This is a genomic window from Baekduia sp. (assembly GCF_035318805.1).
Classification (GTDB): Bacteria; Actinomycetota; Thermoleophilia; order Solirubrobacterales; family Solirubrobacteraceae; genus Baekduia.
This window is the reverse complement of sequence record NZ_DATHDY010000011.1, coordinates 1-13407: the sequence shown is the minus strand read 5'-3', so window position 1 is coordinate 13407 and position 13407 is coordinate 1. Positions and strand designations below refer to the sequence as shown.

Sequence of the window (13407 nt, the reverse complement as noted above, 5' to 3'; positions counted from 1 at the left end):
GGACTCCTTCCTGTCGGCGGCCTCCTTCCAGGAGACCACCAAGGTGCTCACCGACGCCGCGCTCGAGGGCAAGAAGGACACCCTCAACGGCCTCAAGGAGAACGTGATCATCGGCAAGCTGATCCCGGCCGCCACGGGCCTCAAGCGGTACCGGCGGATCGAGATCGAGCCGTCCGAGCCGCTGCCGCGCGCGATGGACGAGGTCGGCCTGCTCGACCAGGACGAGATCGCCGCCGAGCTGGGCCTCGGCGACGGTGACACGCTCGGCGGCTTCGGCGCCGGGTTCGACCAGGACCTCGCGCAGCTCGAGGACATCGGCGCCGGTGGCGACACCGGGTTCGCCGACGAGCTCGCCGAGCTGGACGTGCCGTCGGACTCCAACGAGTCCTAGCTCGAACCGAGACAGCATCCGCAGGACCGGAGGGCGCCCGCGAGGGCGCCCTCCGTGCGTCCAAACCTCCTCAACCCGCACCGCCCGCGGCCGATCAGAGACCCATGGGGATGACGGATCCGGTCGCCGTAGACGGCACCGGCCAGGGGACCGCCCCGGCGACATGGCTGACCGACGACGTAGGGCGCGAGCGCATGCTCGACATGAGCCCGCGCGTGCGCACGTTGCGCAACGTGACGTTCGTGCTACAGCTGGCCGTGCTGCTCGGTTGCGCCCCCTGGCTCGGCTGGTGGACGCCTGCGCCGATGGTGGCGGTCGCCGTGCTGTTCGGCGTCTGCGACCGGCGCATGTCGCGCGTCGCGCGCCCGGAGATCCCGTACGCGATCGCGTGGACCGGCACGCTCGTGGCGATCACGGTCGGCGCCCTCATCACCGGCGGCCCCACTGCGCCGTGCATCCTCTGGTACGCGCTGGCGGTGTCGTCGCTGCCAGGGCGGTTCACGACGCGCGGGATCGTCGCTGGCGTCTCGGTGACGCTGGTGATGCTCGTCGGCGTGACCGCCGGCTACGACCCGAGCGGCGTCGCGTCGCGTCCGTCGCTCGTCCTGTTCCCGGCGATGCTGATCGTCGGCGTCGCGCTGTTCGGCTGGGCGCACATGCACACCGAGGTCGCCCAGCGCGCCGAGGCCGTCATGGACCCGCTGACGCAGATGCTCAACCGCAAGGCGCTGGTCACGCGCGCCGCGGAGCTCGCGCAGCAGACCGAGCTCACCCGGCGGCCGGTCGGGGTGGTCCTCGGCGACCTCGACCACTTCAAGCGGGTCAACGACGGTGCCGGCCACCAGGTCGGCGACGCGGTCCTGCGCGACGTCGCGTTCCGCTGGCGGCTGTCGCTGCGCGCCTACGAGATGGCCTATCGCCTGGGCGGCGAGGAGTTCCTCGTGCTGCTGCCGGGCGCGACCGTCGAGGAGGCCGAGGAGGTCGCCGAGCGCCTCCGCGCGTCGGTCGGCGCCGCGCCGATCGCCGGCCAGTCGGTGACCATGAGCTTCGGCGTGGCCGCCTCGGCCGACGGTGAGGCGTTCGACTTCGACACGCTGTACGCCAGCGCCGACGCGGCGCTGTACGCCGCCAAGCGGGGCGGGCGCGACCGCGTCTGCGGCGGCCCGCGCGCGGCGGCGGCGCCCGAGTCCTCGCTCGAGGAGGCGGCTGCATGACGCCCGTGGCGACCATGCCCGCGCTCGATCCGGCCGCCGAGGACACCTGGCTCATCGACCACGCGGTCCGCGCGCGGCTGCAGGAGGTCGACGGCCGCCCGCGCACCGCGCGCCAGATCACCTTCGCGCTGCAGGCGCTGGTCATCATGGCGTGCATCCCGGAGCTGGGGTGGCTGCCGGTGGCGATGCTGCCGTCCGTCGTGGTCGCCTTCCTCCTGGCCGACCGGCTGCTCGGGCACACCCGCCACGCCGAGATCGTGTACGCCCTGGCGTGGTCGTTCACGCAGGTGATGGTCGCGCTGACCGCGGCGCTGACCGGCGGCCCGGACTCGCCGATGGTCATGTGGCTCGGCATCCCGATCGCCACCGGCGTCGGGCGCTTCACGCCGCGCGGGCTGGCGGCGGCCGTCGCGCTGACGGCCGGCCTGCTGGTCGCCGCGACCGCCGGGGTCGACGCCCAGCGCGTCGCCGACGCGCCGTTCCTGCTGGCCTTCCCGCTGTCGCTCGTGTGCGGGATCGCGCTGGTGGGCTCGGCCCTCATGCGGTCCGAGGTCGAGCACCGCGCCGACGCGATCGTCGACCCGCTGACGCAGATGCTCAACCGCAAGGCGCTGGCCGCCCGCGGCCGCGAGCTGGAGCTGCAGTCCGAGGTCAGCGGCCGCCCGGTGGGCGTCGTCGTCGGCGACCTCGACCACTTCAAGGCGATCAACGACCGCGAGGGCCACCAGGTCGGCGACGCGGTCCTGCGCGAGATCGCCTACCGCTGGCGTACGGCGCTGCGCGCGTACGACCTCGCCTACCGGTTGGGGGGCGAGGAGTTCATCGTGCTGATGCCGGGAGCCACGGAGGCCGAGGCGCAGGAGCTGGCCGAGAAGCTGCGTGAGGTCGTCCGCGGCATGCCCATCGCCGGCCAGCACGTGACGATGAGCTTCGGCGTCGCCCTCTCCGGCGCGGGCGGCTTCGACCTCGACACGCAGTACGCCCGGGCCGACGCGGCGCTCTACGCCGCCAAGGACGCCGGACGCGACCGGGTGGTCGTCAGCCCGTAGCGTCTGTCAAGGGGTCGACAGGGCCAGAAGGTGGTCGCCCGCCAGGGTGGAAAGGAAGTGGGAGATGCCGTCCACGACGGCGTAAACGCCGGGTGGACGAGTGTCGACCGGGAAGCCCCAGAGCGAGATGACGCCGTCGATGTCGCAGAACAGCAGCGGTTTGCCGCACATTTGCGGGGATTCTGCCGCGTGGCAGCAATCCTTACGCATCCGAGAAATGAGACCGCTACGCTCTGCGAGGACCGTTTGGGTCAAGCGGTTCGGCGGCTGTGCCGATGTCTGGGGTGAGAGATCGGTCGGCTGGGTCCATCTGTGCCCACAACGCTTGACCGCCGTACTCGCCCCCACCACCACTGCATGACGATCCAACTCGGCATCCTTCTCGCGCTGATCTGCGCCTTCGTCTCGAACCTCGGGTTCTTCTTCAAGCACCGCGGTGCCTGCGAGTGCGCGAAGGTCGACATCCGTCGCCCCTTTCGCACCGCGAGGAACCTGTACTCGTCCAAGTGGTTCGCCATCGGCATGGCGATCGCCACGAGCGCGTGGGTGTTCCACGTGGCCGCCCTTGCGGTGGCCCCGATCTCGGTGGTCCAGGTCGTCCTGGCCGGCGGCGTCGTGATGATCGGCGTGATGGCCGACCGCCTCTTCGGCGTGTCCGTGGGCAACCGCCAGTGGTGGGGCCTGGCGCTCACGTGCCTCGGCCTCGTGCTGCTGGCCGTGACGTTCCCGACCAACCACGAGGGCGCGCACAGCAGCTTCTCGACCCCGGCGATGATCGCCTTCGAGGCCGGGCTGTTCGGGATCGGCGGCCTGCTCATCATGGGGCCGCGCGTTGGTGCTCCGGCCCAGCACCACGGCGTCATGCTCGGCGCCGCCGCGGGCGTCCTGTTCGGCGTCTCGGACGTCGCGATCAAGGCGCTGACCGGCATCGCGGGCGACGCGGGCCTGCTGAGCATCGCGGCCAGCCCGTGGCTCTACGTCACGATCGCCGCGTCCGTCGCCGCCTTCTTCTCCTCGGCGCGTGGCCTGCAGGACGGCGACGCCGTCCCGGTCATCGCCATCACCGGCACCGCCGCCAACGTCACCACGGTGGCCGCGGGGATCATCGTCTTCGGCGACCCGCTGCCCGGCTCGACCTTCGGCATCGTGCTCCAGGCCGTCGCCTTCCTGCTGGTCATCGTGGCCTCCGCGATGACGCCCGCCCCGCGCGCCGCCTCCGGCCCGGTCGCCGCGGGCACCGCCGCGGCCTGAGCGGCGTCCAACCCGTAGCGTTGCGGGCGGCATGACCCGCCGCCCCGTCTGCGTTCTCCTCCTCGTGCTCGCCGCGGCGCTGACCGCGGCCGGCTGCGGCCGTCCGCAGACCGAGGTGCGGCAGCTGCCCACCGGCCCGCTGGACAAGGGCGAGTACGTCCACGCGTTCAACGTGAGCGCGGCGGGGCTGGCGCCGAAGTACGGCGTCGGCAAGGAGCTGCCGTCCGACGCGCCCGCGGCGGACCAGGCGCAGCGCGTCGCGGCGCTGCAGCGGCTGCTGCGGGCCTGGGCGGGACGCATCGAGGGGCTGCAGCCGCCCGCGGAGGCGCGCCGCGCGCAGGCGCGCTACGTCGCGGGCGTACGCGGGTTCGCCGCCGACCTCGACCGCGCGCGCACCGCGCTGGCCCGCGGGGACGTCAAGGGCGCCAACCGGCTGCTGGACAGCGGGCGGGTCGTGTCGCCGTCGACGCGGGCGGACCTCGTCGCCGCGCGCCGCGCCTTCCACGCGCTGGACTACGCGCTGACCGACCTCGACAGTGCGCCCGTGACGACCTCGTAGACGGCGCCCCAAAGGAGCGTGGGTCCCTAACCCGCCGCGGGTTTCGCCCCCTGGGCGAAGACCCGCAAGGGAACCTGGCCCTCTGGGCCAGTGTTCGCCTAGGCCGCGCGGGCCGACGCGCCGGGCTCCTGCGCGTCGGTGGACGGCGGCGCAACGGCGCTCATGGGCGACGACGCCGGGAAGAGCTCGGCGTCGCAGTGGGGGCACAGCGGATGGCCGCTGTGGGGCGTCACGGCATAGCTGGCCAACCGGCAGGTGGGGCAGGAGACGTAAGGCACGCACCCTTAAGTACGTGTGAGCGGCGGTTCTGTGACAAGAACCGGCGATGTCGCGATCGGAAAGCCGCCCCGCTGTCCTGCCGCGGACGCCCGATCACGGGGGTGGACCGGCGGCGACCGCGCCGGGGCTGGTGACCGGATCGGAGGTGATCCGCTGCGCGACGTACACCGGGATGATCGACAGCAGGATCACCACGACGCCCACGACGTTGACCACCGGCAGCTGGTTGGGGCGCGACAGGTTCGAGAGGATCCAGATCGGCAGCGTCTCGCGATCGCCCGCGGTGAACGTCGTGACGATCACCTCGTCGAAGCTCAGCGCGAAGGCCAGGAGCGCACCGGCGACCAGCGCCGAGCGCAGCTGCGGGAACGTGACGAACCAGAAGGTCTGCCACGTGTGGGCGCCGAGGTCGGCCGAGGCCTCCTCGAACGAGGCGCTCGTGCGCCGCAGCCGCGCGACGACGTTGTTGTAGACGACGACGATGCAGAAGGTCGCGTGGCCGACGATGATCGTGAAGAGCGTCAGGTCGACGCCGAGGACCTGCGTGAACGTCGAGTTCATCGCCATGCCGGTGACGATGCCCGGCAGCGCGATCGGCAGGATCACCAAGAACGACACGGCCTCCCGCCCGAAGAACCGGTAGCGGGCGACGGCGAACGCGGCCAGCGTCCCCAGCGCCAGCGCGATCAGCGTGGCGCCGATGCCGGCCTGCACCGACGTCCACAGCGCGTCGCGCACCCCCTGGTTGTGGAAGGCCTTGTCGAACCAGTCCAGGGTGAAGCCCGGCGGCGGCCACGTCGCGGTGCGCCGGTCGTTGAAGGCGTAGATCGCGATGACGATCAACGGCGCGTAGAGGAAGGCCAGCGTCAGCGCAGTTCCGGCGCGCAGCGCCCAGCGTGTTCCGCGGGACAGGTGCATGGCTACAGCTGCTCGAAGGCTCCCAGCCGCCGGGCGACCAGGAGGTAGACGACCATGACGACCACCGGCACGGTGGCGAACGCCGCGGCGAGCGGCAGGTTGTTGGCCACGCCGACGTTCGCGTAGACGACGTTGCCGATGAACTGCTTGGAGCTGACGAGCTGCGGCGTGATGTAGTCGCCGAGCGTCAGCGAGAAGGTGAAGATCGACCCGGCCGCCACGGCCGGGAAGGCCATCGGGAGCACGACCCGCCGGAACGTCGTGCCGGGCTTGCCGCCGAGGTCGCCGGAGGCGTCCAGCAGCGAGTTCGGGATCCGCTCGAGCCCGGCGTAGATCGGCAGCACCATGTAGGGCAGCCACAGGTAGCTGAAGACCAGCCAGGTGGCCACGATCCCGTAGCCCGGCCCCTTGAGCCCGAACGGCCCCAGCGCCCAGTTGAGGATGCCGTCCTCGTTGAGGATCGTGCGCCACGCGTAGACCTTGACCAGGTAGCTGGCCCACAGCGGCATCAGCACGGCGACGGTCAGGGCCGCGCGGGCCCGCGGCGTCGCGACCTTGGCCATGTAGAACGCGATGGGGAACGCGAGGATCGCGTCGGTGACCGTCACCGCCGCCGCCACGCCGACCGTCCGCAGGACGATCTCGCGGTAGACCTGCCCCTCCCAGAGCGTCTCGAAGTTGGCCAGCGAGTAGGAGTGGACGATCTGGCCGCTGAAGTCGTCCAGCTGCCAGAACGCGGCGACGAACAGGACGGCGAGCGAGCCCAGGTAGGCGATGACCAGCCAGCCCAGCGGGCCGGCCAGCAGCAGCCCGACCTGGGCGCGACGGTGCCCGTGGAGGAGGTCGGCGAGCCGCCGGCCCGCCGACCTCCTCGTGGGCTTCGTGTCGACCGTGGCGGCCAACCGGGTCCGTCGCTAGCCCTTGATGTCCGTCCAGGCCTGCACCCAGGCGGAGTAGTCCTTGCACGTGGCCCCGCGAGCGTCGCCGCAGTCCTTGCGGGGCGTCGTCCAGAACGAGACCTTGTCGAAGTACGCCTCGTCGGCGGCGTGGAAGATCTTGCAGTGATCCTTGACCTCCGTCTGCGCACACGACTTCGCGTTGGCCGGAGCCTCCCCGAACCACTCCGCCACCTCGGCGTTGGGCTTCGGCGAGATGATCCAGTTCATCCACTCGTACATGCAGTTGGGGTGCTTGGCCTTCGACGAGATCATCCAGGTGTCCGACCAGCCCGTGGAGCCCTCCTTGGGCAGCGTGGTCTTGATCGGCACCTTGTCGCCCTCCAGCAGGTTGGCGATGACCTGCCAGGTCGTGCCGACGTAGGAGTTGCCGTTCGCGAAGGCCTGCTGCTCCTTCGTGTAGTCGGCCCAGTACTCGCCGATGTTGACCCGCTGGGCCTTGAGCAGGTCGACCGCCGCCTGGAACTGCTGGTCGTCGAGCTCGTAGGGGTTGTCGATCTTCAGGTCCGGCTTGGTCGCCTTGAGGTACAGCGCCGCATCGGCGATGTAGATCGGGCTGTCGTAGGCCGTGACCTTGCCCTTGTGCTGCGACGCGTCGTCGAAGACCGCGGCCCACGAGTCCAGCGGCTGGGCGATCTTCTTGGAGTTCCACATCAGGATGTTCGCGCCGCGGCCGTGCGGGATGCCGTACATCTGTCCGTCGACCGAGTTGAAGGGCTTGTCCTTCAGGCCGGCGAAGACGTCCTTGTAGTTGGGGACGAGGTCGGTGTTGACCGGCGCGACGTCGCCGCCGGCGATCAGCCGCAGCGTCGCGTCGCCCGAGGCCGACACGCCGTCGTAGCGGCCGGTCCGCATGAGCGTGACCATCTCGTCGGAGGTGTTGCCGATCTTGACGTCGACCTGGCAGCCGGTCTGCTTCTCGAACGGCGTCACCCAGTCGACCTTCGGGTCGGTGGACCCGTCCTCGGCGTAGCCGGCCCAGGCGATGATGCTGAGCTTGCCCTCGCCGGCGCCGAGCTTGGCCATCGGCTTGGCGTCGCTGCCCGGCTTGACCGAGCCACTGGCGCTGCCGCTGCTGGAGTCGCTGCCGCCGCAGCCGGCGGCGATCAACAGCGCCGCCGCGGACAGGACCGCGAACCACATGCGGATCTTCATGGACCTTCCTCCTCCGGTTGAACTGCGATGGCGGAGGTGTGCTCCTCGCGCCAGGCCACCCTGACCTCCCGACCCTGCTCCTCGAGCGCCTGCGCGGACGAGGTCTCCAGGTTCTGTGCCACGACCTGCAACTGGCCGCCCTCCCGGAGGGCGACGACATACCGCGTCAGCGGCCCGACGTAGCTCACGTCGGTGACCCGTCCGTGCTCGGTGACCAGGCCGTCGCTCGTGGCGCCGTCGGTCAGCAGCCGGATCTTCTCCGGGCGGACGGTGAACCGGCGCCCGGCGCGCTCGAGCAGGTTCGAGGTGCCGACGAACCCGGCGACGAACTCGGTCGCCGGATGCTCGTACACGTCGGCGGGCGCGCCGACCTGGACGATCCTCCCGGCGTCGAACACGGCCAGGCGGTCGCTCATCGTCAGCGCCTCCTCCTGGTCGTGGGTCACGTAGACGAACGTGATCCCGACCTCGCTCTGGATGCGCTTGAGCTCGACCTGCATCCCGTGGCGGAGCTGGGCGTCGAGCGCCCCCAGCGGCTCGTCGAGCAGCAGCACGCGAGGGCGGTTGACGATCGCCCGGGCGAGCGCGACGCGCTGGCGCTGACCGCCGGAGAGCTGCGACGGCTTGCGTGCGCCGACATCCGGCAGCCGCACCAGCTCCAGCGCCTCCCCGGCGCGGGTGCGGCGCTCGGCCTTGGCGACGCCCTTGATCCGCAGCCCGTAGGCGACGTTGTCCGCGACGGTCATGTGCGGAAACAGCGCGTAGTCCTGGAAGACCGTGTTGACGTCGCGTGCGTAGGCGGGCACCCGGCTGACGTCGTGGCCGCCGAGCTCGACCCGGCCCGCGTCGGGCAGCTCGAAGCCCGCGATCAGCCGCAGCGTGGTGGTCTTCCCGGACCCCGACGGGCCGAGGAACGTGAAGAACTCACCGTGGGCGACGTCGAGGCTGATCCCGTCGACGGCCTGGACGTCGCCGTAGCGCTTGGCGAGCTCGATCAGCCGGATGTCGTGCATGGTGTCCAACTGGAGTCACCCTCCCAGCATCCCGGTTCGACTGAGTGGCACAAATCTGAACCGACCTTGGGCCATCGCGGCGTGTGTTGACGCGCGATGCTTGTCGCCCGGGTACGGTTGTCCATTGCGACCATCGACCCGACGGATCGGACAACCGGAAAGGGGAGAGGCTCTTCATGGCGCTGACGGCCGAGACGAGCAACGCCGAGCTCCAGGAGCTCGCGAAGCGACACCTGTGGATGCACTTCAGCCGCATGGGCTCCTATGAGGACGGCGCCGAGGTGCCGATCATCGTGCGCGGCGACGGCTGCTACGTGTGGGACCAGCACGGCAAGCGATACCTCGACGGGCTCAGCTCGCTGTTCTGCACGAACATCGGCCACGGCCGCGCCGAGGTGGCGCAGGCGGGTGCCGACCAGGCCAAGGATCTCGCCTTCTTCACCAACTGGTCCTACGCCCATCCGCGGGCGATCGAGCTGGCGGCCAAGATCGCCGAGCTGGCGCCGGGCGACCTGAACCGCGTCTTCTTCACCAGCGGCGGCAGCGAGGCCGTCGAGTCGGCGCTCAAGCTCGCCCGCCAGTACCACAAGCTCCGCGGCAACGGGACCAAGTACAAGCTGATCGCGCGCGAGACCGCCTACCACGGCACGACCATGGGCGCCCTGATGGCGACCGGCATCGCGACGCTCCGCGCGCCCTTCGAGCCGCTGCCCGCCGGCGGCTGCCACGTCCCGAACACCAACACGTACCGGCTGCCCGAGGGCCACCGGGCCGACGAGCTCGTCGAGGCCATCGCGCACCGCATCGAGCTCGAGGACCCGAGCACGGTCTCGGCGATCATCCTCGAGCCCGTCCAGAACGCCGGCGGCTGCTTCGTGCCGCCCGAGGGCTACTTCCAGCGCGTCCGCGAGATCGCCGACTACTACGACGTCGTCTTCATCTCCGACGAGGTCATCTGCTCGTGGGGCCGCCTGGGCGAGTGGTTCGGCGCCCAGCGCTTCGACTACCAGCCCGACATCATCACGACGGCCAAGGGCATCACGTCCGCCTACGCGCCGATGGGCGCCGTCATCGCCTCGGACCGGATCTTCGAGCCGTTCTCCCACGGCACGACCTCCTTCACCCACGGACTCACGTTCGGCGGCCATCCGGTCGCAGCGGCGGTGGCGCTGGCCAACATCGAGGTCTTCGAGGACGAGCGCCTCAACGAGCACGTTCGGACCAGCGAGCCGGCGTTCCGCGGGATGCTCGACTCGCTGCGCGACATCCCGATCGTCGGCGACGTCCGCGGCGCGGGCTTCTTCCAGGCCGTCGAGCTCGTCAAGAACCAGGACACCAAGGAGTCCTTCTCGCACGAGGAGTCCGAGACGCTCCTGCGCGGCTACCTGTCGGCCGAGCTGTTCGAGCGCGGCCTGATCTGCCGCGCCGACGACCGCGGCGACCCGGTCATCCAGCTCTCGCCGCCGCTCATCGCCGGCCCCGAGCAGTTCGCCGAGATCGAGGGCGTGCTGCGTCCGGTCCTCGAGGAGGCATCCCGAAGGATGTCCGTCCGCTAGCGATGCTGACCGTCCGCGAGCTCCTGCGGGATCTGGACGTCGGGGTCCTCGCCGGCGAGGCGAACCTCGACGCGCCGGTGCGCTGGGTCCACATCTCCGAGCTCGCGGACCCCACGCCCTGGCTCTCGGGTGGTGAGCTGCTGCTCACCACCGGCCTGGCGGTCGACACGCCCGAGGCACAGCGCGCGTTCATCACGCGCCTGGCCGATCACGGCCTGTCCGGCCTGGGCTTCGGCATCGGCTTCGGGCACGAGTCCGTGCCCGAGGCCCTGATCGAGGCGGCCGCCGAGCGCGACTTCCCGATCGTCGAGATCCCATACGACACGCCGTTCATCGCCGTCACCGAGAAGGCGTTCGCCCGCCTGGTCAACGAGCAGTACGCGCTGCTGCAGCGGTCGATCGCGGTGCAGGAGCGCCTCCAGCGCATCGTCCTCTCCGAGCGCGGCCTGGACGCGATCGCCGCTGCGCTCGCCACGCTGATCGGCGGGACGACGGTCGTCTTCGACGGCCGCGGCGAGCCGCAGGCGGTGCACGCGTTCCGCCGCGAGCTGCCCGACGGCGCGCTGGCGGCCGTCGGCGCCGAGCTGCGCGAGCGTGCGCGGCGCACGGAGGCGCGCGGGTTCGTCCCGTCGCACCCCGAGCTGGCGCCGCGCGCCCTGGCGCTGCCGGTCGCCGGCGCGGAGACCACCGGCCTGCCGCAGGCCTGGCTGGTCGCCGTCAAGGACTCCGGCGGGCTGTCGGAGTTCGACCGCGTCGTGCTGCACCAGGCCGTGACCGTCGTCGCGCTGGAGCTGCTGCGCCGCCACGTCGCCTCCTCCACCGAGCGCCGCCTGGCGGGCGACGTGCTCAGCGAGCTGATCAGCGGCACGGTCGCCGGCTCCGACCTCGCCCGGCGCCTCGAGCCCTTCGGCCTCGGCGGCCGGGTCACCGCGATCGTGCTGTCGCCGCCGGCGCGGACCGGCGGCAAGGGCGGTGGGGCGGAGGCCTGCGAGGCCGCGCTGGTCTCGGCGCTGCGCGACGAGGCCGTCTCCGGGCTGGTCGCCACCGCGGGCAGCCACGTCTGCGCGCTGCTGCCCGGCTTCCTGGACGAGGAGCTCTTCGAGCTCTCCCAGCGCGTGCTGGACCGCGTCGTCGCCAAGCTCGGCGGCACCGCCCCCGCGGCGGGCGCCGGCCGTGCCGTCGCCGCCGGCGACGCGCGCCGCGCCTACCACGAGGCGCGCTGCGCGCTGGAGGCTCGCACGCTCGGGCGCCCGGTCGGCGCCGCCGAAGCCAACGGCAACGGCGCCGCGGCCGGCGGCGCCAAGCCGACGATCGCGACCTACCGCGACCTCGGCTCCTTCCAGCTGCTGCTCTCGCTGCAGGACTCCGACGCGCTGCGGCTCTTCTGCGAGTCGCTGCTGGGGCCGATCGAGACCGGCGAGGGCCACTACGGCGGCGAGCTGATGCGCTCGCTGGAGGCCTTCATCGAGTGCAACGGGCAGTGGGAGGCCGCCGCCCGGCGGCTGTACTGCCACCGCCACACGCTGCGCTACCGCATCCGCAAGATCGAGGAGCTGACGGGGCGCGACCTCGCCAGCGCCCGCGACCGCATCGAGTTCTGGCTCGCCCTGCGCGGCCGCGAGCTCGTCCAGTGACGACACCCGTCCCCCCACGAGAGGTGCAGAGAAGGCCATGAAGGTCGGCGTGCCCACCGAGATCAAGACCGATGAGTATCGGGTGGCGATCACGCCTGCGGGTGTGCGTGAGCTGGTCGATCGTGGTCATGAGGTGCTGATCCAGCGGGGGGCGGGGGAGGGTTCGGCGATCCCCGATGGCGAGTACGTCGAGCAGGGCGCGCGGATCGTGCCGGATGCGGCGGCGGTGTTTGCGGGCGGCGACCTGATCGTCAAGGTCAAGGAGCCCCAGCCCGGGGAGGTCGCGATGCTCGAGCCGCGTCACATCCTGTTCACCTATTTGCATCTGGCGCCGGATGCCGAGTTGACGCGTGGGTTGATGGCGTCCGGGGCGACGTGCATCGCCTATGAGACGGTGACCGACGCCGGGGGGCGGTTGCCGTTGTTGGCGCCGATGAGCGAGGTGGCGGGCAAGATCGCCACGCAGGCCGGGGCGTTCATGTTGGAGAAGCCGTTGGGTGGGCGTGGGTTGTTGCTGGGTGGTGTGCCGGGGGTGGCGGCGGGCAAGGTGATGGTCATCGGTGGTGGTGTGGTGGGGTTGACGGCGGCGGAGATCGCGATCGGGATGGGCGCCGAGACCTATGTCTATGACCGCTCGATCGACCGGCTCCGCGAGCTCGACTTCCTGCTCAACAACCGTTGCTCGACGGTGTTCTCCACGACCTTGTCGATCGAGCGGATGCTGCCCGAGGTCGACCTGGTCATCGGCGCGGTGCTGGTCCACGGCGCGAAGGCGCCGCACGTGATCACGCGGGCGCAGCTGGGGTTGATGAAGGAGCACGCGGTGCTGGTCGATGTCTCGATCGACCAGGGCGGCTGCTTTGAGACCTCGCGCCCGACGACGCACAGCGATCCGACCTACGAGGTCGACGGCGTCACGCACTACTGCGTGGCCAACATGCCCGGCGCGGTCCCAATCACCTCGACCTTCGCGCTGACCAACGCGACCATGCCCTACGTCGTCAAGCTCGCCGACGAGGGCGTGCACGCGGCGCTGGCGTCCGATCCGGGCTTCCGGGCCGGCCTCAACGTCGCCGCCGGCGAGATCACCTACGCACCGGTCGCCGCCGACCAGGGGCTCGAGGCCGTGGACGCCGCGATCGCCCTCCAGAAGGTCCCTGCCGCGGCCTGATCGCCCGGAATCGAACCCGGGCTGGTCGTCACGCGCGAGTAACCAAGCGCGAGGGCACCCGGGGTCGGAACGGGACAGGCCCCGAACGCTTGCTACCATCCCGCGCCGCATGCCCACCACGAGCCAACTCGTCCGCAAGGGTCGCAAGCCCAAGCCGCGCAAGATGTCCACCCCCGGTCTCAAGTCCGGCAAGGGCAACAAGAAGAAGATGGCTGCTCCGCAGCGTCGCGGCGTCTGCACCCGTGTCTACACGACCACGCC

General features: G+C 71.1%; 14 protein-coding genes and 1 pseudogene. 9 read left to right on the top strand and 6 right to left on the bottom strand.

Annotated features, from left to right (window positions below):
• From VK501_RS02090 to VK501_RS02080, 3 genes are all read left to right on the top strand, one after another.
• A partial coding sequence (locus VK501_RS02090) for a hypothetical protein (protein ID WP_324334144.1) occupies positions 1 to 391 on the top strand: 391 nt, incomplete at its 5' end.
• A gap of 110 nt (positions 392 to 501) precedes the next feature.
• On the top strand, positions 502 to 1605 hold the full coding sequence (locus VK501_RS02085; protein ID WP_324334142.1) for a GGDEF domain-containing protein: 1104 nt from the start codon (positions 502 to 504) through the stop codon (positions 1603 to 1605).
• Positions 1602 to 2654: a GGDEF domain-containing protein gene (locus VK501_RS02080; RefSeq protein WP_324334141.1), complete on the top strand. Its 1053-nt coding sequence runs from the start codon at positions 1602 to 1604 to the stop codon at positions 2652 to 2654. Before VK501_RS02085 ends, VK501_RS02080 begins: the two co-directional genes overlap by 4 nt.
• A 6-nt stretch (positions 2655 to 2660) precedes the next feature.
• Here the strand turns inward: VK501_RS02080 and VK501_RS02075 are convergent, their stop codons facing one another.
• Positions 2661 to 2864, bottom strand: a complete 204-nt coding sequence (locus VK501_RS02075; RefSeq protein ID WP_324334139.1) for a hypothetical protein — start codon at positions 2862 to 2864, stop codon at positions 2661 to 2663.
• A 147-nt stretch (positions 2865 to 3011) separates the two neighbouring features.
• Between VK501_RS02075 and VK501_RS02070 the strand changes: the two genes are divergently transcribed.
• Both VK501_RS02070 and VK501_RS02065 read left to right on the top strand, forming a co-directional pair.
• Positions 3012 to 3905 carry a hypothetical protein gene (locus tag VK501_RS02070; protein ID WP_324334137.1) on the top strand — a complete coding sequence of 298 codons (894 nt, stop codon included), beginning with the start codon at positions 3012 to 3014 and terminating at the stop codon, positions 3903 to 3905.
• A gap of 31 nt (positions 3906 to 3936) precedes the next feature.
• A complete protein-coding gene (locus VK501_RS02065; RefSeq protein ID WP_324334135.1) occupies positions 3937 to 4464 on the top strand; it encodes a hypothetical protein in 528 nt (175 codons plus the stop codon).
• A gap of 98 nt (positions 4465 to 4562) precedes the next feature.
• Here VK501_RS02065 and VK501_RS02060 read toward each other — a convergent pair whose 3' ends face one another.
• The 5 genes from VK501_RS02060 to VK501_RS02040 all read right to left on the bottom strand — a co-directional run bounded on the left by VK501_RS02060 (position 4563) and on the right by VK501_RS02040 (position 8785).
• Positions 4563 to 4742 carry a hypothetical protein gene (locus VK501_RS02060; RefSeq protein WP_324334132.1) on the bottom strand — a complete coding sequence of 60 codons (180 nt, stop codon included), beginning with the start codon at positions 4740 to 4742 and terminating at the stop codon, positions 4563 to 4565.
• A gap of 94 nt (positions 4743 to 4836) precedes the next feature.
• A complete protein-coding gene (locus VK501_RS02055; protein ID WP_324334130.1) occupies positions 4837 to 5661 on the bottom strand; it encodes an ABC transporter permease in 825 nt (274 codons plus the stop codon).
• Positions 5662 to 5663: 2 nt separating this feature from the next.
• Positions 5664 to 6563 (bottom strand): ABC transporter permease, encoded by a 900-nt coding sequence (locus VK501_RS02050; protein WP_324334128.1) that lies wholly within the window; start codon positions 6561 to 6563, stop codon positions 5664 to 5666.
• A 12-nt stretch (positions 6564 to 6575) separates the two neighbouring features.
• Positions 6576 to 7772, bottom strand: a complete 1197-nt coding sequence (locus VK501_RS02045; protein ID WP_324334126.1) for an ABC transporter substrate-binding protein — start codon at positions 7770 to 7772, stop codon at positions 6576 to 6578.
• Positions 7769 to 8785: an ABC transporter ATP-binding protein gene (locus VK501_RS02040; RefSeq protein ID WP_324334146.1), complete on the bottom strand. Its 1017-nt coding sequence runs from the start codon at positions 8783 to 8785 to the stop codon at positions 7769 to 7771. Before VK501_RS02040 ends, VK501_RS02045 begins: the two co-directional genes overlap by 4 nt.
• Positions 8786 to 8961: 176 nt before the next feature.
• Between VK501_RS02040 and VK501_RS02035 the strand changes: the two genes are divergently transcribed.
• From VK501_RS02035 to VK501_RS02020, 4 genes and pseudogenes are all read left to right on the top strand, one after another.
• Positions 8962 to 10341 (top strand): aspartate aminotransferase family protein, encoded by a 1380-nt coding sequence (locus VK501_RS02035; RefSeq protein WP_324334124.1) that lies wholly within the window; start codon positions 8962 to 8964, stop codon positions 10339 to 10341.
• 2 nt (positions 10342 to 10343) lie between these two features.
• The gene (locus tag VK501_RS02030) at positions 10344 to 11975 is read left to right on the top strand and encodes a PucR family transcriptional regulator (protein WP_324334122.1); all 1632 of its coding nucleotides are present in this window, start codon (positions 10344 to 10346) and stop codon (positions 11973 to 11975) included.
• A 37-nt stretch (positions 11976 to 12012) separates the two neighbouring features.
• A complete protein-coding gene (gene ald, locus VK501_RS02025; RefSeq protein ID WP_324334120.1) occupies positions 12013 to 13146 on the top strand; it encodes an alanine dehydrogenase in 1134 nt (377 codons plus the stop codon).
• A 109-nt stretch (positions 13147 to 13255) separates the two neighbouring features.
• Positions 13256 to 13407 (top strand): annotated as a pseudogene (locus VK501_RS02020) (30S ribosomal protein S12); the annotation flags it as partial.

What these genes read in the sequence shown, in the direction of transcription:
- VK501_RS02085 (WP_324334142.1), top strand. Translation starts at nt 502, where the DNA reads ATGACGGATCCGGTCGCCGTAGACGGCACCGGCCAGGGGACCGCCCCG.
- VK501_RS02080 (WP_324334141.1), top strand. Translation starts at nt 1,602, where the DNA reads ATGACGCCCGTGGCGACCATGCCCGCGCTCGATCCGGCCGCCGAGGAC.
- VK501_RS02075 (WP_324334139.1), bottom strand. Translation starts at nt 2,864, where the DNA reads ATGCGTAAGGATTGCTGCCACGCGGCAGAATCCCCGCAAATGTGCGGC.
- VK501_RS02070 (WP_324334137.1), top strand. Translation starts at nt 3,012, where the DNA reads ATGACGATCCAACTCGGCATCCTTCTCGCGCTGATCTGCGCCTTCGTC.
- VK501_RS02065 (WP_324334135.1), top strand. Translation starts at nt 3,937, where the DNA reads ATGACCCGCCGCCCCGTCTGCGTTCTCCTCCTCGTGCTCGCCGCGGCG.
- VK501_RS02055 (WP_324334130.1), bottom strand. Translation starts at nt 5,661, where the DNA reads ATGCACCTGTCCCGCGGAACACGCTGGGCGCTGCGCGCCGGAACTGCG.
- VK501_RS02045 (WP_324334126.1), bottom strand. Translation starts at nt 7,772, where the DNA reads ATGAAGATCCGCATGTGGTTCGCGGTCCTGTCCGCGGCGGCGCTGTTG.
- VK501_RS02040 (WP_324334146.1), bottom strand. Translation starts at nt 8,785, where the DNA reads ATGCACGACATCCGGCTGATCGAGCTCGCCAAGCGCTACGGCGACGTC.
- VK501_RS02035 (WP_324334124.1), top strand. Translation starts at nt 8,962, where the DNA reads ATGGCGCTGACGGCCGAGACGAGCAACGCCGAGCTCCAGGAGCTCGCG.
- VK501_RS02030 (WP_324334122.1), top strand. Translation starts at nt 10,344, where the DNA reads ATGCTGACCGTCCGCGAGCTCCTGCGGGATCTGGACGTCGGGGTCCTC.
- ald (WP_324334120.1), top strand. Translation starts at nt 12,013, where the DNA reads ATGAAGGTCGGCGTGCCCACCGAGATCAAGACCGATGAGTATCGGGTG.